This is a genomic window from Bizionia saleffrena (genome assembly GCF_008086175.1).
In the GTDB taxonomy this organism is placed as follows: domain Bacteria; phylum Bacteroidota; class Bacteroidia; order Flavobacteriales; family Flavobacteriaceae; genus Bizionia; species Bizionia saleffrena.
This window is the reverse complement of record NZ_VSKM01000001.1, coordinates 41,300-63,090: the sequence shown is the minus strand read 5'-3', so window position 1 is coordinate 63,090 and position 21,791 is coordinate 41,300. Positions and strand designations below refer to the sequence as shown.

The following is a 21,791-nucleotide window of genomic DNA, read 5'->3' as shown; positions in this document are numbered from 1 at the left end:
TAAAATAGATTTTATAGTATGGCTTCAGGATTTTTCGCATTATTAGATGATATCGCGGCGTTAATGGATGATGTTGCTGCAATGAGCAAAATAACCACAAAAAAGACCGCAGGTATTTTAGGGGATGATTTGGCGGTTAATGCTGAAAAAGCTTCTGGATTTGTAGCGTCTAGAGAATTGCCTGTGCTTTGGGCCATTACAAAAGGGTCTTTTTTTAATAAACTAATTATTTTGCCCGTCGCTTTTTTACTGAGCGCTTTTTTACCCTGGGCGGTCACCGTTATCTTGGTTTTGGGAGGCTTGTATCTCGCCTATGAAGGTGCAGAGAAAATCTATGAGTATTTTGTGCCTCACGCCCACAATACGGCTATAAAACTGAAAGAAAATCTTACAGAGGAAGAGATTCTTTTGGCCGAGAAAAGTAAAATTAAATCGGCTATTGTTACCGATTTTATTCTCTCTGTAGAGATTGTTATTATTGCCTTGGGTACGGTTGTCGGTCAGGACCTATTATTTCAGATTTTGGTAGTCTCCATAGTGGCTATTATAGCGACTATCGGTGTGTATGGTATTGTCGCTGTAATTGTACGAATGGACGATTTCGGACATAAATTAATAGCGTTAAGTAAAGATGGTAAAGGGGTTTTAGCAGCTATCGGACGCTTTTTTGTTAATGCTTTGCCTATAGTTATTCGAAGTCTATCGGTTATTGGAACCATCGCTTTACTACTTGTTGCGGGCGGTATTTTCGTGCATAACCTTGCGTTTTTACATCATTTTCTCGAGTCTATTCCTAGTTTTATCCGCGATTTTGTTGTCGGTTTAGGGTTTGGGGCTGTGGTATTGGTTCTTGTAATGGGAGTGAAGTGGGGGTTTAAGACAGTGAAAGGTTCGAAGGGGGAATCCCATAATCGGCCTTAATTATTCAAATATTTTCTTTTTACGAAGTTCGAAATTTTGGCCGAGGTACACTTTTCTAACCATCTCGTCGTTTGCTAATTCTTCAGGTTGACCCGCTTTTAAGATGCTACCTTCAAACATTAAATACGTACGATCGGTAATGGCAAGGGTTTCTTGTACATTGTGATCGGTGATAAGTATTCCTATATCTTTCTTTGTTAGTTGCGCAATAATACGTTGGATATCTTCAACAGCTACAGGGTCTACTCCTGCGAACGGCTCATCTAGTAAGATGAAATTGGGGTCGGTAGCTAATGCTCGGGCAATTTCTGTTCTTCGGCGTTCTCCTCCAGACAATAAATCGCCTCGGTTTTTACGAATGTGTCCTAAACTGAATTCTTCAATAAGCGATTCCATTTTATGTAACTGCTCTTTTTTACTCAGTTTCGTCATTTGTAAAACACTTAAAATATTGTCTTCAATACTTAGTTTTCTAAAAACAGAAGCTTCTTGCGCCAAATAACCAATACCGTGTTGCGCACGTTTGTACATTGGGTAGTTGGTAATATTCTGGCCTTCTAAGTGAATGGTTCCACCGTTGGGTTTTATTAAGCCTACAATCATATAAAACGACGTGGTTTTCCCGGCGCCGTTAGGGCCTAGAAGACCAACGATTTCTCCTGTATTTACTTCAAGAGAAACGCTTTTTACAACTTTTCGTCCGTTGTAGGACTTCATTAAATTTTCGGCTTTAAGCTTCATAGGTATAATATATAAGTGCTAAAAATACTAAATCAAAATTAAACGCTAATAGCAGGAGAGTGATTTGTTTAAAGTTTAACTATGGGCCTCTAGGGCATCCCAAAATTCGTAAGCGCGACGTAAGTGCGGAATCACAATGGTACCGCCCACTAAAGTAGCAATACTTAAGGTTTCGACTACTTTCTCTTTAGTTACTCCAGCCTTAAAACAGGCTTCTAAATGGTACTTGATGCAATCGTCGCAACGTAACACTGTAGAGGCCACGAGACCTAGTAATTCTTTGGTTTGCACATCTAGAGCACCGGCTGCAAATGCGTTGGTATCTAAATTAAAAATACGTTTTATAACTTTATTATTATCTTCTAGAATCTTACCGTTCATTTTAGAACGATAGTCATTAAACTCGGTTATTAGATCTGACATCTTTTTTAATTTTGCGGTTTTGTTTGCGTAATACAAATTTAGAAATATAAATACTTATCTCGTATAGGACAAGAATAGGAATCGCTACAATAATTTGACTTGCCACATCGGGGGGAGTGATTACTGCCGACAGAATAAGTACAATTACTAGAGCAAATTTACGGTATTTTCTTAAAAATTCTGGAGTGACTAATCCAACTTTGGTTAAGAAGTATATTATAATAGGAAGCTCGAAAATAAAGCCTGAAGCAATAACCGAAGCCCGAAGTAAACCAATATAACTACTAATATCGAAGTTGTTTTTAACTTGCTCACTTATTTGATATGTTCCTAAAAAGTTAATAGATAATGGCGTAATAATATAGTACCCGAAAAGAACACCAGTAAAAAATAACAACGAGGACACAATTATAAAACCGCGAGAATGTTTGCGTTCTGTAGATTTCATTCCAGGGCTTATAAATTGCCATACTTGATGAATAAAATACGGAAAGGATATAATAAAACCGGCATAAATGGAGGTCCAAATGTGTGCCGAGAATTGTCCGGCCATCGTTCTACTTTGAAGTATAAATGGTAACTCTTCACCGCAAAACGTAGAATCTTCTATCCCTACAAAGTTTGCCATACTGCATAACCACTCGTAAGTAGGAAATGACATTTTACTAGGGCCAAAAATTATGACATTAAAAATAAAAGATTTGAATGCGAAAGCAACGGCTCCACAAACAATAATAGCTAAACAGATTCTAATTAAATGCCATCTTAGATCTTCTAAGTGATCTAAAAAAGACATATTGTTCACATTTTTTTTTGCCATTATAAAATACCTTCTTTAATTAAATCGTGTAAGTGCACCACACCGGCGTAGTTACCATTATGTTCCACTAATAATTGAGAAATACCGGAGATTTCCATAAGCTCCATAGCTTCTACAGCCATCGCTTCTTCTGTGATGCATTTAGGGTTGGCGCTCATAATATCTTGTGCCGTTAATTTCGAAAAATCGTCTACTTTGGTAAGCATTCGCCTTAAATCACCATCGGTAATAATACCTACAATTTTATCATTTTCTACTACAGCAGTAACGCCCAGCATTTTCTCTGAAATCTCTATAATAACCTGTTTAACGTTGGTGTCAAGGTTTACTTTTGGTTTTTGGTTGGCAGACGATAAATCGTGTACTCTTAAATATAGTTTTTTGCCTAAAGCACCGCCAGGGTGGTACTTTGCAAAATCCTTACTCGAGAAACCTCGTAATTGTAATAAACATACCGCTAGCGCATCGCCCATAACCAATTGTGCGGTTGTGCTTGTGGTTGGCGCTAAGTTATTAGGGCAGGCCTCTTTTTCTACATAGGTATTTAAAATGAAGTCGGCTTGTTGCCCTAGAAACGAGTCTTTATTACCCGTAATTGCAATCATTTTATTTTTTGCATTTTTAATTAAAGGGACCAGCACTTTTATTTCTGGTGTGTTACCACTTTTAGAAATACAAATGACAATATCATCTTTTAAAATCAATCCTAAATCTCCGTGGATGGCATCGGCAGCATGCATAAAAACAGCTGGTGTTCCGGTAGAATTTAAGGTCGCAACAATTTTTGTAGCAATTATGGCACTTTTGCCAATTCCTGTTATAATTACCCTACCTTTGGAGTTGTATATTAGTTCAACAGCATCAGCAAAATCATTATCAATTAAATGCGCCAAGTTTTCAATAGACTTGCTCTCTAAAGCAATAGTTTCCCTTGCTGTTTTTAGAATGTTGTCTTTAGTATTCAAATTAATCAATTTTTATATATGATGCATCTAAAAGATTTTATTATCTTTAAATAATATGCAATACGTATAATTAGTAATAACTCTTATTTGCAGCAAATTTAGCGAAAAATTAAAAGGAAAGATTGTTAAAGAGTGTAAAATATTAGTGATTATTTTTTGAAAAATTGTACAGTTTGTAAAGTGTAAATAATAATTAAAACCAATTGAGTTACTAGTGAAAAGTGAATTACATTCAGCACTAAAAACCTTCTTTGGCTTCAGCGAATTTAAAGGATTACAAGAAGCCGTTATCAAGAGTATTTTAGCCAAAGAAAGTACCTTTGTTATAATGCCTACTGGCGGTGGGAAATCCTTATGTTATCAACTTCCCGCATTAATGCAAGAGGGCACAGCTATTGTTGTATCGCCTTTAATTGCTTTAATGAAAAATCAGGTCGATGCCATTCGTGGTGTTTCTGATGAGCATGGAGTTGCGCATGTGTTAAACTCATCGTTAAACAAAACTGAAGTTAAACAAGTAAAGCAAGATATTACCGATGGTATAACGAAGCTTTTATATGTTGCACCCGAGTCTCTTACCAAAGAAGAGAATGTAGAATTTTTACGCAGTGTAAAAATTTCATTTATGGCTGTTGACGAGGCCCATTGTATTAGTGAATGGGGACACGATTTTAGACCAGAATACAGAAATTTAAAACAGATAATAGAGCGTATTGGCGACAATATTCCTATTATTGGTTTAACGGCTACGGCAACTCCTAAAGTTCAAGAAGATATTTTGAAAAACTTAGGAATGTCTAACGCAAGAACCTTTAAAGCGTCTTTTAATCGTCCTAATTTATACTACGAAATACGTCCGAAAACGAAAAGCGTAGATGCAGATATTATCCGATTTGTTAAACAAAATGAAGGTAAAACAGGTATTATCTACTGTTTAAGTCGGAAACGGGTAGAAGAGCTCTCGCAAGTACTACAAGTTAACGGTATTAAAGCCTTGCCGTACCACGCTGGTCTAGACGCCAAAACCCGTGTAAAGCATCAAGATATGTTCTTAATGGAAGATATTGATGTGGTTGTGGCGACTATTGCTTTTGGTATGGGAATTGACAAACCCGATGTGCGTTTTGTTATCCACCACGATATTCCTAAAAGTATAGAAAGTTATTACCAAGAAACTGGTCGTGCGGGTCGCGACGGTGGCGAAGGGCATTGTTTAGCGTTTTACAATTACAAGGACATTGAGAAATTAGAAAAATTTATGTCGGGGAAACCCGTTGCCGAGCAAGAAATTGGTCAGGCGCTATTACAAGAAGTTGTGGCATTTGCCGAAACTTCTATATCGAGACGTAAATTTATACTTCATTATTTTGGTGAAGAATTCGATAACGAAACCGGGGAAGGAGGTGATTTAGATGATAATATGCGTTTTCCTAAAAAGCAACACGAAGCTAAGGAGAACGTTAAATTACTGTTGGAAATCGTTAAGAAAACAATGGAGAAGTACAAGTCTAAAGATTTGGTAAACGTTATTATAGGTAAAGAAAATGCTTTAATAAAATCTCATAAAACCGAAACCAAGCCTTTTTTTGGAACCGGTAAACATAAAGAAAACACGTATTGGATGGCTTTAATACGCCAAATATTAGTGACGGGATATCTTAAAAAAGATATTGAAACCTACGGTGTTATAAAGATTAATAACGCCGGATTAGATTTTATAAAAAAACCGACCTCATTTTTGATGACGGAAGATCATTTATTTAACGCCGCACATGACGATAGTATTATTACGGCTTCCAAAGGGGGTGGAGCTGTTGTAGACCATCAATTAATGACGTTACTTAAGAGTCTTCGTAAAACCAATGCAAAAAAACGAGGGGTGCCACCATTTGTCATTTTTCAAGACCCGTCGTTAGAAGATATGGCGCTAAAATACCCGATTACTGTTGCCGAGTTAACTTATGTACACGGTGTAGGAGAAGGGAAGGCAAAAAAATACGGTAAAGACTTTGTGGCTCTAATTTCACAATATGTCGAAGACAATGATATTGTGAGACCAGACGATTTGGTAGTGAAATCTACCGGAACCAAATCGGGTCTTAAATTATACATTATTCAAAACGTAGACAGGAAATTACCGTTAACCGATATCTCGTCGGCAAAAGGTATGGAAATGTCTGATTTTATAAAAGAAATGGAAGCGATTGTGTTTTCTGGAACAAAACTGAATATCGATTACTGGATAGACGATATATTAGATGAAGACCAACAAGAAGAGCTTCACGATTATTTTATGGAATCTGAATCTGATAAAATAGATAACGCGATCGATGAGTTTGATGGCGATTACGACGATGAAGAATTGCGACTCTATCGCATCAAATTTATGAGTGAAGTCGCAAATTAAAAGACCATCAGCCTAAAATAATCATGTTTTGGGCTGATTTTTATTAAAAGGCCTTTTTAAAAAGATGTAAAATGATAAAACTTAATTCGTAAAACCTTACTATCTTTGCCATTCATAAAAAAACAAGACAATGCAAGACGGTTTATATGCAAAATTTAACACTAACAAAGGTGTTATATTAGTTAATTTAGAATTTGAAAAAGCACCTGGAACGGTAGGTAACTTTGTGGCTTTAGCAGAAGGGAATATGGAAAACACTGCAAAACCGCAGGGTACGCCTTATTACGACGGCTTAAAATTTCACAGAGTAATTACAGATTTTATGATCCAAGGTGGGTGTCCACAAGGAGCAGGAACTGGAAACCCAGGGTATAAATTCGACGATGAGTTTCATCCAGAATTAAAACACGATGGACCGGGCGTTTTGTCTATGGCCAATGCAGGACCTGGAACTAACGGGAGTCAGTTTTTTATCACACATATCGCTACCGATTGGTTAGATGGTAACCACACCGTTTTTGGGAAAGTTATAGAAGGACAAGATGTTGTAGATGCTATTGCAAAAAGCGATGTTATTGAAACTTTAGAAATTGTTAGAGTAGGAGACGCCGCTGAGAAATTTAATGCTATAGAAGCATTTAGAACCTTTGAAGGTTCTCGTGAAACACTTATCGCTGAAGAGCGCGCAGCAAAAGCAGCAGAATTAGAACAATATGCTACGGGTTTTGAAACGACAGAAAGTGGTTTACGTTACCAAATTATACAAAAAGGAAACGGAGCAAAAGCAGAAAAAGGAAAAACAGTTTCGGTACACTATAAAGGAACATTAACTGATGGAACGGTTTTCGATTCGTCTTACAAACGTAATTCTCCTATAGATTTCGCCTTAGGAATGGGACAAGTTATTGCAGGATGGGATGAAGGTGTTAGCCTTTTGCACGTTGGCGATAAAGCGCGTTTTGTTGTGCCTAGCGATTTAGGATACGGAGCTCGCGGTGCAGGAGGAGTTATTCCACCAGATGCAACTTTAATTTTCGATGTAGAATTAATGGCTGTTAAGTAGTCCGCACGTAACAAATACACTAATTAAACGTCTCATAGGTATGGGGCGTTTTTTTTGTGCTTCATTTTTTTCTATTTTATTTAGAAATCCAGCAATCAAAACTATAATTCTGATGAAACCATTTTCTTTGTGCTCCTTCTTTTTAATTGTTTTCGTATTAAGTTGTTCCGATCAGGATCAATTTACTGAAGCTTTTCAGCAACACACTGCTGGGCGTTATTTATTACATCCGGATGCCGTGATTGGTATTCATTATAATAACAATACCTTATTAGTAGATTGGTTGGGGGCTAAAGATATAAAGCCGTTGCTTTTAGACGACCATACATTTTATGTAAAAGAAATGAATAAAAAAATGCGATTGGTTTTAAATCCAGCCGATAGCCTTTACTATTTATCGGAAGTGATTGGGGATGCTGCTGTAACTTACGATTATAAAAAACTGCGCGATTCGCAACACGTGCCAAGCTATTATTTGCTAAATAAAGATTATGACAAGGCTTTGAAAGGTTATTTAAAGATTCAGGTTGAAGATTCGGCGAGTATTTTTATTGAAGAAAAAAAGTTCAATACTTATGGTTACGAAACGTTACGCAATGACGCGTTCGATGATGCGATAGCCATTTTTAAAATGAATGTGGCCTTGTATCCTGAAAGCGCAAATGTTTACGATAGTTTGGCAGACGCCTATTTAAAAAGCGGTGACAGCTTGGACGCTTTTATTAACTACTCAAAATCGTTAACATTAGATAGCGGAAACCCAAGCGCCAAACGGTATATTAAAGGGTATAACAAAGAGTAGTGCTTGTTACTTTTAGGCGCGTGAGCGTATTTTTATAATCAGTTTGTTATGTTTGTGAAGTACTTCTTCCTGAGCCAAAAGGACACGCGTACCAAAAGAATTAGTGCAGGGACTTCTACTAACGGTCCTATGACCCCAGCAAAAGCTTGATCTGATTGGAGTCCGAAAACGGCAATGGCAACAGCAATCGCTAATTCGAAATTGTTTCCTGCAGCAGTAAACGCCACGGCAGCTGTTTTGTCGTAGTTGGCACCACTAGCTTTAGTTACAAAAAAGCCAATTGCAAACATAATAATAAAGTATAAAACGAGTGGTATCGCAATAATCACAACATCGTAAGGAATCTGTACAATAAGTTCTCCTTTTAAAGAAAACATAATCACAATAGTAAATAATAGAGCGATTAAGGTTAGCGGTGATATTTTAGGGATAAACACGGTATTATACCATACTTCTCCTTTCTTTTTCACCAAAACATAACGGCTAACAATACCTAGTAAAAACGGAAGACCTAAATAAATGGCCACACTTTCGGCAATAGTCGCAATAGAGATATCTACGATAGCGCCTTCAAAACCAAAGTAGGGCGGAAGAACGGTAATAAATAACCAAGCATAAAAACTATAAGCAAATACTTGAAATACACTGTTTAGGGCGACCAGACCAGCGCCGTATTCGCTGCTGCCTTCGGCAAGATCGTTCCAAACGAGCACCATAGCAATACAGCGTGCTAAACCAATTAATATTAAACCGACCATATAGCCGGGGTGATCTTGGAGAAAAATAAGCGCTAAAACAAACATTAAAATCGGACCAATAACCCAGTTTAACAGTAGGGAGATCGATAATATTTTAGTGTTTTTAAACACTTTAGGAAGTAAGGCATAATTAACTTTTGCTAGTGGTGGATACATCATTACAATTAACCCAATAGCAATTGGAATATTTGTCGAGCCGCTACTTAAACTAGTAACAACTGCGGGAAATTTCGGAAAGAAAAATCCTATGCCAACCCCAAGGAGCATTGCAATGAGTATCCATACCGTTAAGTTGCGATCTAAGAGGTTTAGTTTTTTTGGTGTGCTCATTGTTTAGGCTTTAATTTTAGAGAATACGTAATATAGTTCGGTAGCAATTTGCAAACTTGTTTGATTATATTCGTCTGCTGCTTTTGGTGTGTTATCATAACGTTTTGGATCGCTATAGGTGAGCGAAAAACGACGTTCAGCTCCGGCTATGAAAGGGCATCCTTCATCGGCTTGAGAGCACGTCATTATTGCAATAAACGCCGTTTTAGGATTAAATGGGTGTTCTGTTGCTTTCGAGAACCCGATAATTGGGGGTGCGTTAGTGGCGTATTTTATACTATATACTGGATTTTCGGCTCCAGACAGTGTGGTGATTTGAAAGCCCGTTTGCTGCAATGTAGCAATAACCTTAGGGAATAACGCTGTGGCTTCTGTGCCTGCCGAATAACAGTGAACCTTATGGATATTGTAATAATATGCTAGAGTTTGTGCCCATATTTGTGCTAAATGACTGCGACGCGAGTTGTGAGTACAGATAAAATTTAGTCTTATCTCTTTATTTTGAGTTACCTTTTGCTGTATCTCTTCAATAATAGGATCCAATATGTTTTTTCGATGTGGTGTTATGGTTTCAACCGCTAAACTCCGTAACAGTTTTTTAATCTCAGGAAATATGGCATTCATAGCGTCGTTTTATTTCGTATTGCAATTAACAACAACCAGATCCCGGCGAACAAGAACTCCCTGTTTCATGATCTTTGAAATTTAATTGCTGTTTAGTTTCTGGAATACCACAGTGGTCTTTCGCCAAGCAGTCGGTCGCCGTTGTCGTTAATAGAAATTGAGAACCGTTGTAGTCAAGTCCATATTTTTCTATAGTTTGTCCTTGGTATTCCACTTCAATCGCTAAATCTTGAAGCTCTAAAAGGTTTTCTGATAGCGCGATAATATTTAAAAGCTTTTCAGGATGTAAACGGTGGTCGTAATCATCGGCGTTCCATAATTGAAAATTAATAACTTCTTCGTATCTCACCGTTCCGCCACAGTCTATAAAATGTTTCGTTATTTTCCCCACTTCGGTAACGTGAAAATGTTGTGGTACCAAAGTGCCATCGGGTAATTGAAAAGCGATGGTTTCAACTTCTTTCAATATGGCTTTAATTTGAGATAATGTCATAAGTTTTTTTTCTTCGTTAATTACGATGTAATAGTTTGTTTTCTAGCAGCACTGATCGGTTTCAGAATAGTCTTGATCTAAAAATGTAATCATAATAGTCTTCATATTTAACCAATTGTCTTTGTCAATACAATAGCACACGCTCGTGCCTTCAATCGTTCCTTTTATCAATCCTAAGTTTTTTAATTCTTTTAGATGCTGAGAAATGGTAGGTTGTGCTAATCCAATAATGCTGACTAAATCGCCACAAACACAGGTGTTTATTTTAAATAAATGCTGAAGGATAGCTACACGTGCTGGGTGCCCGAAAACTTTAGCAAATGTTGCTATTTCGTTTTGCTGAAGGGTAAATATTTCGGATTTAGTAATTCCCATAGTGATTTGTTTATTGCAATATTACGATTAATAGAATTAAAACGGTATTGTTTGTTTGATAAATTTTGAGAATGTATGGGTTTCTTGTTTTAGTATACAGATTTTGAAGCTGCTTGTTTAGATTTAATAGTATCTTTCTATTTAGTTTTTCGACGGCGATTGACCAGACAATAGGTGGCCTAAATTTGTGTTTCTATAAGAGATCCCGATTTAAGTTTGTGTTACAGTTTCGTCGAAAAGTTCTGCCACATAATACTAATTTGAAATAAAACTGCTCCCTCTATCGCAGTCGAGAGGTAATTTATAAATTCACAAACAACAAACCACTAGATAATTTCTAGGTTCCGATTTTAGTTTTTCTCGGGTGCAATGATTTAACTAGACAATCGTTTTCAATTAATAAAAATAATACGCAGTACGTCTCGTTTCTTGTCTCTAGAATTTAAGATCATTCATATAGTAAACAAAATCTTTTTAAGGCGCTAAAAACACTATCACGCTAAAATCATTCATCTTTTTGAATATAATCGTGGATGATACCTTCGGTTTCTTGGTTTTCGGCGAGCTCCAATAAAGTTCTGTTAACGCTATATACCAATTCTGAATTTAACGGGAACGCAAAGCCATAGCCCTGTTTATAGTATTCGGCTTTACTTATGCTTAGTGTTTCGTTATCACTTTCATTATTTTTTAAGAAGTATAATAATTGCGGCCGGTCGTATACCACAGCCTCTACTTCTTGATTTTCTAATTTCTCCATTGCGATATCTAAACTAGCAACACCAATAGATTTTATTTTAGATTTGGTCAAAAACTGAGCCGCTGGAGACCCGGAAATCGTAGCGGCTTCGCGACCGGAAAGTTGTTCTAAATTTGTAATGGTAGTCGACCCAATAGATGTTAACGTTAGTGTGCTCGCTATTCCTGCTACCATAGAGGTGGCAAAAATTATGGAGATAATCATCCAAGAGCCTGCAATTATGCGGCCCGCTAAAGTTATGGGTGCTTTATCGCCGTAACCCGTGGTACTCATCGTTACAATAGCCAACCACATACCTGTACCAATACCTTTTACAGGATCGTGAGGAAACTGTTCTGGGGATTCTTTGCGTTCGGCCAACCAAAACAGCGAACCAACACCGGCCAAGATAATTAGAAAGATACCAACAGCTATTATTAATTTAAAACTAAATAGTGGTTTTATTTTTTGCCAAAACGTCTGATTCCCAATTCGTGATATTATCGATATACTCGAATTATAAAAGGGTTGCGAGAATCGCATACTTTCTACGCGCTTTGACGTAATACTTATGGGGCCAACCACCAGATCTAGCTCCTTTTTCTCTAAAGCGTTTAGTGCATCTTCAACATTTGTAAACGGAATGTATTTAAAATTCCAGTCCTTCTTTTCAGCTATTCTATCCCATATCTCTACAGCTATGCCGTTATCACTTTCACTAAAAACAAAGGGTTCACTTCCCGAAACCCCAACGCGCAACGTACTTTTAATAGTATCTGTTGCTTTCGTTTGTGCATGAACTTGCATTGAAAGGGTACAAGATATTTGAAAAATAAATAATAATAAGTGTTTTGATAAATTGTAAAGCATCGTGCGTTGTGTGTTCAATTGTTCTAAAAGCTATTATAAAGAGTGAATTCAAACTAGAATGAAAGGACTAACCAACCGTTGCAAATGTGTTTGTAGTCTACTTTTTTACTAAAATAAATAAAAGGAAGTAAACATCGTCGTTTATTAGTTGAATTCAAGAGTTTTGTTAAAACCGCTAACTTTCTTCTCAAAAAAGTTAAACAATCGTGTTTGCTTTTTTACACCTCTCTATTGGAGATAATTAATCAGTAGAATTGTTATCTTTCCTTTATTTTTTTAGCTATTGCATTCGCTGAGCGTATTGCACCTTCCATATATCCAGGAAATTCTGATGCCGCTTCAGAACTTGAAATAAAGACTTTACCATCAAAAAAGGCGTCTCTAAAAATGGGGTTTCCGTTATTCTGATGAGGATACACTTCGGAGGGTTCAAAAGTATTTACGTCATTACTCCATACACATTCTTCATAGGTAATAAAATCTTTTGCTTTCAAACCAAACACCGCTGTAATCTGTTCAATCACAAGTGATTTTCTTTGGGAAGCTGTTAGCGTTTTTAAAGCTGAATTCATAAAACCACAGAGAGCATACTTAGATCTTTTGTGGTTGCAGTGATCATAAAATTCTGTAATGGGACCGGACTGACTAAATAAAGTGCCCGGTTTGTTATTCTCTTGCCAAAAAGGCGTGGTATAACTTAACGCTACCTTTATGGAGTCCTCCATCCAGGTATGTGTTTGCTTTGCAATTTCTGAAAGATTGATTGGGAGCTCTGGTTTAAATGTAATTCTGTTTGCCCATAATTTAGGAGGGATTGCTAATACTACCGCAGTACCTTCAATAACTTCTTCTGCAATAACCTGAACAGAATTGTCTTTAAATTTAAGGTGCTTTACCGTCTGATTTAACAGGATGTCGTTTTTATCCAATTTTTTGACTAGAGTGTCTATGAGATGCGCTGTTCCTCCAGAAATTCTAAAACTCGGGGCTTGCGGAGGGATTTCTATAGTTTGAGTTTTTGAAGTAGAACCTGCTTGAAAGAAAACGGTGCGGTCCATAAACTGTTCAAAGTATTCTATTTCCAATTCATTTAAAAGCGATAGTAGCTGCTTGTGCTGGTGGGTAAACCAAGTGGCTCCCATCTCAATAGGTGGGTAGTTTGGTCCATAAATAGTATTTATGCGGCCACCAACGCGATCTCTCGCTTCTAGTATTTTAAACGGAATGTCTTGTTTTTTTAAGTGGTAACCTATTAAAAGACCCGATAAACCTGCTCCAATTATTAGTATCATACTGCAAAAATACTGAAGTTGCTCTTAATTTATCTCACTTTCAAGGGTGAAAAAACACCTATTTAAGACTATTTTAATAGTTCAACTTACATAATTGTTAGTTTTATTGTTTGTTTTTTTTAATCGGTTAACGCCCTAATTAAGAGTAGAAACCATTTTACATACCTTCTAATCTTTATAGAATATAAGGTAGTGAATCCCCTTAGTGTCTGTCTACTTTCAAATTGTTAAAACCGTCGCTGAATACGTTTTTTAGGTTTCAAGTTCGTGTCTATAATAATTTCAAAATCAATGACGCCTAAAATTAAGCCTTCCTTGGTGGTAACGTCGACTTTCCAAAGCCCCGGTTTCACGTTGTTTTTATATGTGTAACCGCGAAAACCAGCATCACGACCGCCCGTTATTTTATAACTAATATTGTCTACAAGTTCCCAATTATTAGTGTTTTTATTAAACCATTTCCAACGGTGAAAAATTGATTTCTTAATTTCGGTCGGTGCAAAAATAGAGGTGAAAATATAAACCCTTTCACCGGGTTCATATATAAACTCTAGTCTATGATCTCGCCAAAATATATACCATTCATCTCGCTCGTAAGTCACTAAATAACTATTGTTTTGTTTTTGAACGTTGTGTGCAACCATCCCAGCATCTAAAGCCAATGGCACTGGCGGAATAAGGTTTGTAAAATAAAATGTGTTTATGGTAACGTATATTACTAAAATAATACTGAATAGTTTAACAATTCTTATTTCTGCACGAGTGCTAGGGCTTTTTCTATAAATAAAAGTTATTAATAAAAGCGTTACGGCTAAACTGACCAAACCGGAATAAATAAAAACAGGGGTATTCATTTTCTTTATAAAAACCGGTATCATAAAGGCGAAGAACGTGAAGCTAAGAAAAAAATAGACGCTAAATTGTAAATACTTGTTGGAAATTCGCTTTTTTAGTAATTCATTTGCCAGCAGCAATGCTAGCAGAATAATAAAAAAGGTAATGGTTTTGGATAATGAAACACTTCTGGAGAAATAAATAACGTAAGCGCTAGACAACCCACCAAAGAAAAACTGAATGGCTAGAGAAAAATAAATCTGATAACGTTCTAAAAAGGTGTTTTTCCATTTACCATCATCCATTAAATTATAGAGGTACAGCGTTACGGTTAAAGAAGTCATGTGTAAACACAGAACCACTAAATCGTAAATACGATCGATACGACCAAGAGTTAAGGAATCGAAAATAAAGCCACCAACAAAAAAGCATATCAGTAAATATTTTTGATATTTTTGAATGGCATTGCGAAATCGACTATTTTTAAACCTTTCTATTGCGCTGTTCATATTTCCTTTAAAAGAGTTTAAAAATATGAAAAATAACAGTGAGTTTTAATCCTTGGACTGTAAAAATAATAATAGATTTTTATAGCTTGCTTATTAGGCAATAATTATTCTTTTTTGTTTGAAAATTTTAATTACCATCTCTTAATCTACTAAAAAGTGCATTGCTAGTCTTTGGAATAAAGCAGAATATATTACCATTATAGGCTATAGTAATAGAGCTGATATTTAGCATTCTGTTCTTAATTTTGCGATTGAGTTTTAGATTGTTTTTCAAAATAGTCATAGTATTCTAAAGCCATTTCTTTATTTACTTCACCACTTAAGGAAACTATTTTAAGGTTATAAATAAACCTAATCACATCTTTTTCATTCGTTATACTTTCAGTCTCAAAATCCCAAGTTTTATTTAAATCTACAAACGTGACTGTTGGCAACAGTACATATTCATTTTTATAAGTATTAAATCTTTTGTTGGTTTTAACTACAATATTTTTTTCGTTAGTTTTTAAGCTACTAATACTATATTCATCGCTTTTTTTCTTATTTATAGAAACGTACTCTTTACCATTAACCAAGGCAATATTGTTATGTATTGAAATGTCTTGAGAAAATAAGTTTAAGGTTATTAAAGCGGTTATTGCGAATAACAGTTGTTTAGTTTTTTTCATTTTATGATATAATAGGAGTCTTAGGATTTTAGGTATTATTATTCATTGTACGATAAAAAAGAAATGTAAAAATAGAAGTCCTTATTCTATACGTTTTTTTAAGGTTTCAATATTTGCAGCTTACTTTTAGGCTTTATATGAATTAAATACATTGTGATTATATTAACTCCTGATTTTTAATAAATTACTGTTATGTTTTAACTCTTTAAATTGAAAGTGAAACGGTCTTAATTCTTTTGTTGGACAATAATGATTTTTTAAGAGTATTACAGATTTTATTATTAAATAAGTTAGAAGTTAATTTCTAATAATTGCGAAAATATTCTTCCTTTTCTGTGAGGTATTCTAATTTTTCACCATTACCAGTTTTAAATTTAGTTTTTATAGTTTCTCTTTTCATTAATTTTTGAAGATAAACAACTAAATGTAAATGCGGGCCAGTACTCCAGCCAACATTTCCGCTATATCCAATTAACTCTCCTTGTTTTACTTTATCTCCAATTTTTACGATGGAGCCACTTCGTTTTAGATGAGTATATTCTGCAAAGGTCCCATCTGGGTGATAGATTATAATAAAATTATTATACTTTTTACATTCTTCTTTTCCACAGTTTTTGCTGTTACTTTCAACAACATTAATTACAACGCCTTCTCTTATCGCTGTTATTTTCGTTCCTATTGGCATTGTAAAGTCAAGCGCATTTTCTTTTTGATGAGAGAAATCACCATTATAACCTTGGTACACTTTAAAGGTATTGGAACTTGGAAAAGGGAGGCTGTATGCAAAATCGGTATTATAGTTATCACTATTATGATTTCCGTAATTTGACCAGTATTTATAAGAGAATTTGTAAGCTTTTCCCTTTTTAGAGACCGTTAACTTTGTTAATAACTGTCTTTTTTTTATCGGATCGATAATATAAATATTATTGTTACCACCATCTATATTGAGATTCTTAGTAGTGAAATCGATTTTTATACTCATTGGGCAGAGCTCTTGGTTATCTGCATAAATAATATAGCCATTTTCAATTTGTTCATAGTATATTTTTACTGCGGGCTCTGCGCTACAGATAGTTGTGATAAAGATTAGAATAAGTAATGTGTAAAATTTCATTGCGTTTCGTTTTTGGGGTAGATTAGAGGGCTTATTTCATTGCATTTAAGCATTTCGCTTATCGTGTGGGTGATTTATTAATGAGTATACCGGTAAATTATAGGCGTAATTTGTATTTATAGTAGTTAATTTTTCTGTTTTTATTGGTGTAATTTTTTTAATCCCAGTTTTAAAAAATCACCATCTGCCGTAAAGGATAGAATGAGTTTCTGATTGTTTATTAGTTCTATTTTTTGATTGATATAGTTTTCTTCTTCAGACAACCTAATTGTTCTGTCGTCTTTAGTATAGACCCATTTTCCGAAATGAATCTCTCCTAGAGACATTACTTCGTGTTTTCCGTTTTTATGAAATATCATCCAATTCTCATCAACATCTCCAGGGATTGGAATTTGTTGCTCGGAAGATTCCACATATTCCATAGACCACTTGCCAAAGCAGATTAATTCTAAGTCACTATTTTTTTTGGCAGTGGCAGAAATCAGAATAAAAAATGTTAGTAGGAGTAAGAGTTTTTTCATTTTATGATATAATAGGAGTATTAAGATCTTAAATTTAGATATAATCACCAAATTTTTCTATAATCGATTGATGTCTTTTAGGCATTAACCTCATTTTTATCAGAAAACGTTACAATTTAAGTGTTGCAAATATCCCCATAGAGGTTAAGTTCTTATGCTTTTGTTCGTTTTTAAAGGTTGCGTTATTGCTGGTTTCAAAACTACTAAAATCAGATTGTGAATTAAAATTAATTCCAAAACCAAGGCGCTCGTCAAATCTATAGCCTATTCCTAAACCTAATTGCATTCCGAAATTAAATCCTTCATAAACGTCTTTTTCAATACTATCTATATACTGAAATTCATCTTCAACTATGGTTTGTCCATAAAAACCAAAATTTCCTGTCATAATTAAATGTTCAGTAATGTCTTTATTTAAAGTCAATAACAGCGGTATTTTAATAACCGTACGCTCTTGATAAAAATTACCATTGGTGTTAAACCCGTTACCACTTAATTCTGAATACCCTAAACCCGTTGCTATACCAATGGTATTCCAAGCATTGTAACTAAGTAATAAATCGCCTGTATTTACATTTAAATCGTAGTTTGGCGCATCATCATTTATAACTTTTGTGTAACCGATACCGCCATAAGCAACGATATTAAATTTCGCTGGGTTCGTTTCTTGTGCTTGAAGAACTACAATATTAAGGATGAATCCTAGTGTTAAAAGTAAGGTTGAAGTTTTCATTGGTTTTGTTCTATTTATGTTAATATATATTCGTGTTTTTTTATTAAAGAAAAGTTCTAATACCTATAGTTAGAATTCTTGTAAACAATTAAATAATCAAGGTTCGATGCTAAATTGCTTAACACTTTGTGTTCGTAAGGATATAATCTCACCACTTCCTTATCTTTAAATAATGTTTTAATGTAATTACGCTCTTCCGTATTCATTATGTAGCTATAATCTACAGGTTTTTGATAATCGGACAAACGCAAGTTGTGTTGTAATGCAATTATACCCACTCTAAATATTTTATCATTAAAATCTGTGGTCATGAATTTAGACATCGATTTATGGTTCGTGGTATCTACCTTGTGGTCTATTTTAAAAAATTCACTAAGTTTAGAAAAGTCTGGTTTGTTTATTACGTGCGCTAAGCCAAAAGTGCCAAATACCATAGCATCGGTTGGATCATAATACTTTTTAAAGCGGTCATACAAAAAACGGTCGCGTTTTCTACAAATAGTACAGTCAATTAAAAGAGAAACCTGTAAAGTTTTTAAAACTTCTAATTCGTGAGGATCGGTTGAAATTAATGCTAACTCATTAACATAGTTTAAGAGCGTGGTTCTAATTTCCGAACTCTTTGGAATATGCTCTTTCTGTATTAAGCTATCCATTTTGCTGTTTAACTTCGTTTTAAAAGATGATAAAATAAAAGCGGTTCTTCTAAACTCTAATTCTACATCTATACATTTTAGTTCTAATTGGATGTCCTTTTTTTCTGCGTATTCCAGTAACGATAAAATAAACGCTCTATAATCGGTCCAGAAAAAGGAGGGTTTCATTTCTTTTGCTTTGTAAACATGGTTAAACCACTCCTTAAATAGTGTGGTGTCCTGGTCTTCTTTAATTCTACTTATGGCATAATTTAAACTAGAGGGGAGTTCGAAAAAGATAGTAACCTTTTCTTTTGATGCCACGTTTTCTAACTTTTCGAAAATAAACGCTTTCATTTCGTCGTATTTTTCTTTAACAAAATGGGCCTCACCAAACAAGATTATTTTGCCCTTTTCGTTTTTGGGGGCTACAGTGTTTTCTGTCTGACTGTAGGACATTGAAATAAATAAGAGTGAAAAAAGGAGGTGTTTTAGCATTGTTTTCATTTTTAGGTATTAACAAATAGGAAAATAATTAATTAAGTAAAAAGTATAACCACGACGTCGTGGTTATACTTTTTTAATGTAATGTTAAGAATCAATTTTAGTATCCTAGTACGAAATACATTAAAGATATTAGACCTGAGAGTACAGAGACATCTGCTCCATCCTGAGCAGGAGAGATAGGCGAATTTAATAGCCAATGTTCTGCACTTGCATCTGCTAAATCAGCGCCTGGACCTGCTAATTTATTAGTCTCAACCTCCCAGTAATAAGTGCTATAACGGTATATTGCAAAGGTTCTTTGAATCCTTCCTTTTTCAGTATTAGTTAAAACTTGTGAATTTTTGGTGTATTCCTCAGAAGCTTTTAGTAATTGAATTCTCTGATTCAAATCATTATTATTATATACATTTTCTATGGTTGTATTAACTATTGAATATTCATTTTCACTTATTTTATCAGTACTCAACAATTCGTCTAGTAAATCTGCTTTATAATTACCTAAATCATCAAATGTTTTAGATGTACCATTATTAATTACATTCAATATTTCTTGACAATTTAATGTTATTCTAGTATCAAACTCTCTGCTTGCTTCTGTTAGAGAATTGCATATGGTAGATTCGGTCAGCTCAAGAGAATTGAGGTAACTAAGTACTTCATTATGTTTAACTCCAACAGAATCAAAAGGGTTGCTTTCATTAGCTAATTGAACATTAAGCTTAAAAGATGCATTATCACTCTCAATATTACCAAAAATACTATTTAACTCTTCGACTATATTAGATGTTATTTTTTTTTCACCACTGCTAATGTTGTTATCATCCCCTTTTTCACAAGAATAAATAAACATTCCCATTGCAAGTGCCATTGCACCATAAATTAATTTTTTCATATTATAAGTTTTAGTTTTGCCTTACTTCTTTTTAAGGAGTGTTCAGGTCGTTTTTTTCTCCTAATTATATTTGGTTAGTGTTTCATCAGTACATTTTAAATTATTATAAGAGTTATTATGGCTGTTCTATTATTTAAAATTAAGTTTCCTAAATTTAATATTGGTGGGAACTTAGCTATGTGATAATAATAAACTTTTTAATCAAATACCAAAACCATAATTAAGAGTGTGACATATGTTTAATTCAAAGCCAACGCAATGTAAAAATAATTTTTTTAAATTTATTGTAAAAAATCGTAAATACTGAAATTTATGACTACTATACAACATAAGGATGTACATAAAAGACCTAAAACATGTAGAAAAAATGAAAAAAGATCAGTTTTATTTTAAATATGTTAGCATGCGTTTTATTGCGAGACAAATTTTAAACCAACTAGAGATGCAATAAGCGTGGTTAAAAAGAGTAAGCGCCAAAAGTGTGCGGCTTCATTAAAAACAAAAATACCAATAAGTACTGTGCCCACGGCGCCAATACCAGTCCAAACCGCATAAGCCGTCCCAATAGGGAGCTCTCGGGTTACTTTTACCAATAACGACATACTTATAATTAAACACACTAAAAAGCCTGTGTACCAGAATAGGGCTGCGTTTCCTGTTGCTGTTTTTGCTTTGCCTAAGCAGGTCGCAAAAGCAACTTCGAATAGGCCAGCAATAATAAGTAAAATCCAGTTCATTAGTAATAAAATTAAGAGAGCGCTTAAATAGAGTTAATGCGGTAAAAATACTATTTAATTTAGAATTACGTAGCTACAATTTTAAAAGCGTTGCCGTGCCTAAAGGTTAGGTTGCTTTTAGGGTTTGCAAATGTGCAATCCTTTTAAAAATAATAATATATTTACGGTATGAGTACGACCATTACATTCGAAGAGTTTACAACTATAGATTTACGTGTAGGCACTATTATTGCTGTCGAAGACTTCCCCGAAGCGCGACAACCGGCCTACAAACTCACCATAGATTTTGGTGTTTTGGGAATTAAAAAAACATCGGCGCAGATAACCGTGTTATATTCTAAGCATGAATTACAACACCGACAAATTGTTGCGGTAGTTAATTTTAAACGTAAGCAAATAGGGAAGTTTATGAGCGAATGCCTGGTTATTGGCGCTGTAAACGCAAAAGAAGTGCTATTACTACACCCTGAAAGTAAGGTGCCAAATGGAAGTATAGTGAGTTAGACGTTACTAGTAAAACCAAAAAAAACCGTTAGTCTTAAAAAGAGTAACGGTTTTTTCTGTTGTAATAGGTCTTCGCAATTAAATATCGTCGAAATCGATATCTGTAAAACGACTTTCAATTGTAGCTGTAGATTCATCTTCTACGTCTTCAGTTGTTTTTTCTTCTGCTTTAGGTGCGTCGTATTCTTTTTTGAAATCTTTTTGATGGCGTTCGCTAATAACTTCATCTCCTTTTTCAGTAATGACGTAATCGGTCATCTCTTTTAAAATCGAATTAAACTCTGTAAAATCTTCTTTATATAAATATATTTTATGCTTTTTATAATGAAAGGAACCATCGTCGTTAGTAAATTTTTTGCTTTCGGTAATTGTTAAATAATAATCTCCTGCCTTTGTAGATCTTACATCAAAGAAATACGTTCTCCTCCCTGCTCTTAAAACTTTCGAATAAATCTCTTCCTTCTCCATCATTTCGTTATTATGCATCCTTTATATTATTTAAGTTATTGTT

24 protein-coding genes are annotated in these 21,791 nt (G+C 34.7%); 5 read left to right on the top strand and 19 right to left on the bottom strand.

Features of this window, described 5'->3' with window-relative positions:
- Positions 1 to 18: 18 nt before the first annotated feature.
- Entirely contained in the window at positions 19 to 921 is a 903-nt protein-coding gene (locus ES676_RS00310) for a DUF808 domain-containing protein (RefSeq protein ID WP_148368040.1), read from the top strand.
- On the opposite strand, the gene lptB is transcribed toward ES676_RS00310, so the two are convergent.
- From lptB to ES676_RS00290, 4 genes are all read right to left on the bottom strand, one after another.
- Complete coding sequence (gene lptB, locus ES676_RS00305; protein ID WP_148368039.1) at positions 922 to 1,662, bottom strand: LPS export ABC transporter ATP-binding protein; 741 nt, start codon at positions 1,660 to 1,662, stop codon at positions 922 to 924.
- 75 nt (positions 1,663 to 1,737) lie between these two features.
- Complete coding sequence (locus ES676_RS00300) at positions 1,738 to 2,085, bottom strand: carboxymuconolactone decarboxylase family protein (RefSeq protein WP_148368038.1); 348 nt, start codon at positions 2,083 to 2,085, stop codon at positions 1,738 to 1,740.
- A complete protein-coding gene (tatC, locus tag ES676_RS00295) occupies positions 2,060 to 2,905 on the bottom strand; it encodes a twin-arginine translocase subunit TatC (RefSeq protein WP_148368037.1) in 846 nt (281 codons plus the stop codon). Before tatC ends, ES676_RS00300 begins: the two co-directional genes overlap by 26 nt.
- On the bottom strand, positions 2,905 to 3,870 hold the full coding sequence (locus ES676_RS00290; protein ID WP_148368036.1) for a KpsF/GutQ family sugar-phosphate isomerase: 966 nt from the start codon (positions 3,868 to 3,870) through the stop codon (positions 2,905 to 2,907). The genes tatC and ES676_RS00290 overlap by 1 nt, the downstream gene beginning before the upstream one ends.
- 214 nt (positions 3,871 to 4,084) lie before the next feature.
- Here ES676_RS00290 and ES676_RS00285 point away from each other — a divergent pair, with 214 nt between their 5' ends.
- From ES676_RS00285 to ES676_RS00275, 3 genes are all read left to right on the top strand, one after another.
- A complete protein-coding gene (locus tag ES676_RS00285) occupies positions 4,085 to 6,277 on the top strand; it encodes a RecQ family ATP-dependent DNA helicase (RefSeq protein ID WP_148368035.1) in 2,193 nt (730 codons plus the stop codon).
- A gap of 130 nt (positions 6,278 to 6,407) precedes the next feature.
- Positions 6,408 to 7,340 (top strand): peptidylprolyl isomerase, encoded by a 933-nt coding sequence (locus ES676_RS00280; protein WP_148368034.1) that lies wholly within the window; start codon positions 6,408 to 6,410, stop codon positions 7,338 to 7,340.
- A gap of 112 nt (positions 7,341 to 7,452) precedes the next feature.
- Positions 7,453 to 8,142: a tetratricopeptide repeat protein gene (locus ES676_RS00275; RefSeq protein ID WP_148368033.1), complete on the top strand. Its 690-nt coding sequence runs from the start codon at positions 7,453 to 7,455 to the stop codon at positions 8,140 to 8,142.
- Positions 8,143 to 8,180: 38 nt separating this feature from the next.
- Here ES676_RS00275 and arsB read toward each other — a convergent pair whose 3' ends face one another.
- The 14 genes from arsB to ES676_RS00205 form a co-directional block, all read right to left on the bottom strand.
- Positions 8,181 to 9,230, bottom strand: a complete 1,050-nt coding sequence (arsB, locus tag ES676_RS00270) for an ACR3 family arsenite efflux transporter (protein WP_148368032.1) — start codon at positions 9,228 to 9,230, stop codon at positions 8,181 to 8,183.
- Between the two features lie 3 nt (positions 9,231 to 9,233).
- Positions 9,234 to 9,854, bottom strand: coding sequence for an arsenate-mycothiol transferase ArsC (locus ES676_RS00265; RefSeq protein ID WP_148368031.1), 621 nt, complete (start codon positions 9,852 to 9,854; stop codon positions 9,234 to 9,236).
- Between the two features lie 25 nt (positions 9,855 to 9,879).
- Entirely contained in the window at positions 9,880 to 10,347 is a 468-nt protein-coding gene (locus ES676_RS00260) for a DUF6428 family protein (protein ID WP_148368030.1), read from the bottom strand.
- A gap of 42 nt (positions 10,348 to 10,389) precedes the next feature.
- Entirely contained in the window at positions 10,390 to 10,722 is a 333-nt protein-coding gene (locus tag ES676_RS00255) for an ArsR/SmtB family transcription factor (RefSeq protein WP_148368029.1), read from the bottom strand.
- A gap of 505 nt (positions 10,723 to 11,227) precedes the next feature.
- A complete protein-coding gene (locus ES676_RS00250) occupies positions 11,228 to 12,268 on the bottom strand; it encodes a transporter substrate-binding domain-containing protein (protein ID WP_215731624.1) in 1,041 nt (346 codons plus the stop codon).
- A gap of 320 nt (positions 12,269 to 12,588) precedes the next feature.
- Complete coding sequence (locus ES676_RS00245) at positions 12,589 to 13,623, bottom strand: flavin monoamine oxidase family protein (protein ID WP_148368028.1); 1,035 nt, start codon at positions 13,621 to 13,623, stop codon at positions 12,589 to 12,591.
- A gap of 227 nt (positions 13,624 to 13,850) precedes the next feature.
- Positions 13,851 to 14,966 carry a DUF2914 domain-containing protein gene (locus ES676_RS00240; RefSeq protein ID WP_148368027.1) on the bottom strand — a complete coding sequence of 372 codons (1,116 nt, stop codon included), beginning with the start codon at positions 14,964 to 14,966 and terminating at the stop codon, positions 13,851 to 13,853.
- A gap of 239 nt (positions 14,967 to 15,205) precedes the next feature.
- Positions 15,206 to 15,634 carry a hypothetical protein gene (locus ES676_RS00235; protein WP_148368026.1) on the bottom strand — a complete coding sequence of 143 codons (429 nt, stop codon included), beginning with the start codon at positions 15,632 to 15,634 and terminating at the stop codon, positions 15,206 to 15,208.
- Between the two features lie 304 nt (positions 15,635 to 15,938).
- A complete protein-coding gene (locus ES676_RS15155; RefSeq protein ID WP_148368025.1) occupies positions 15,939 to 16,751 on the bottom strand; it encodes a M23 family metallopeptidase in 813 nt (270 codons plus the stop codon).
- A 140-nt stretch (positions 16,752 to 16,891) separates the two neighbouring features.
- Positions 16,892 to 17,272, bottom strand: coding sequence for a hypothetical protein (locus ES676_RS00225; RefSeq protein WP_148368024.1), 381 nt, complete (start codon positions 17,270 to 17,272; stop codon positions 16,892 to 16,894).
- Between the two features lie 109 nt (positions 17,273 to 17,381).
- A complete protein-coding gene (locus ES676_RS00220) occupies positions 17,382 to 18,005 on the bottom strand; it encodes an outer membrane beta-barrel protein (protein WP_148368023.1) in 624 nt (207 codons plus the stop codon).
- 56 nt (positions 18,006 to 18,061) lie between these two features.
- Positions 18,062 to 19,138, bottom strand: coding sequence for a hypothetical protein (locus tag ES676_RS00215; protein ID WP_170234399.1), 1,077 nt, complete (start codon positions 19,136 to 19,138; stop codon positions 18,062 to 18,064).
- Between the two features lie 106 nt (positions 19,139 to 19,244).
- Positions 19,245 to 20,039 carry a hypothetical protein gene (locus tag ES676_RS00210; RefSeq protein WP_148368021.1) on the bottom strand — a complete coding sequence of 265 codons (795 nt, stop codon included), beginning with the start codon at positions 20,037 to 20,039 and terminating at the stop codon, positions 19,245 to 19,247.
- Positions 20,040 to 20,449: 410 nt separating this feature from the next.
- Positions 20,450 to 20,776, bottom strand: a complete 327-nt coding sequence (locus ES676_RS00205; protein ID WP_148368020.1) for a DMT family transporter — start codon at positions 20,774 to 20,776, stop codon at positions 20,450 to 20,452.
- Between the two features lie 168 nt (positions 20,777 to 20,944).
- Here ES676_RS00205 and ES676_RS00200 point away from each other — a divergent pair, with 168 nt between their 5' ends.
- Positions 20,945 to 21,280 carry a tRNA-binding protein gene (locus tag ES676_RS00200; protein WP_148368019.1) on the top strand — a complete coding sequence of 112 codons (336 nt, stop codon included), beginning with the start codon at positions 20,945 to 20,947 and terminating at the stop codon, positions 21,278 to 21,280.
- Between the two features lie 78 nt (positions 21,281 to 21,358).
- Here the strand turns inward: ES676_RS00200 and ES676_RS00195 are convergent, their stop codons facing one another.
- A complete protein-coding gene (locus ES676_RS00195) occupies positions 21,359 to 21,766 on the bottom strand; it encodes a PUR family DNA/RNA-binding protein (protein WP_148368018.1) in 408 nt (135 codons plus the stop codon).
- Positions 21,767 to 21,791: the final 25 nt, after the last annotated feature.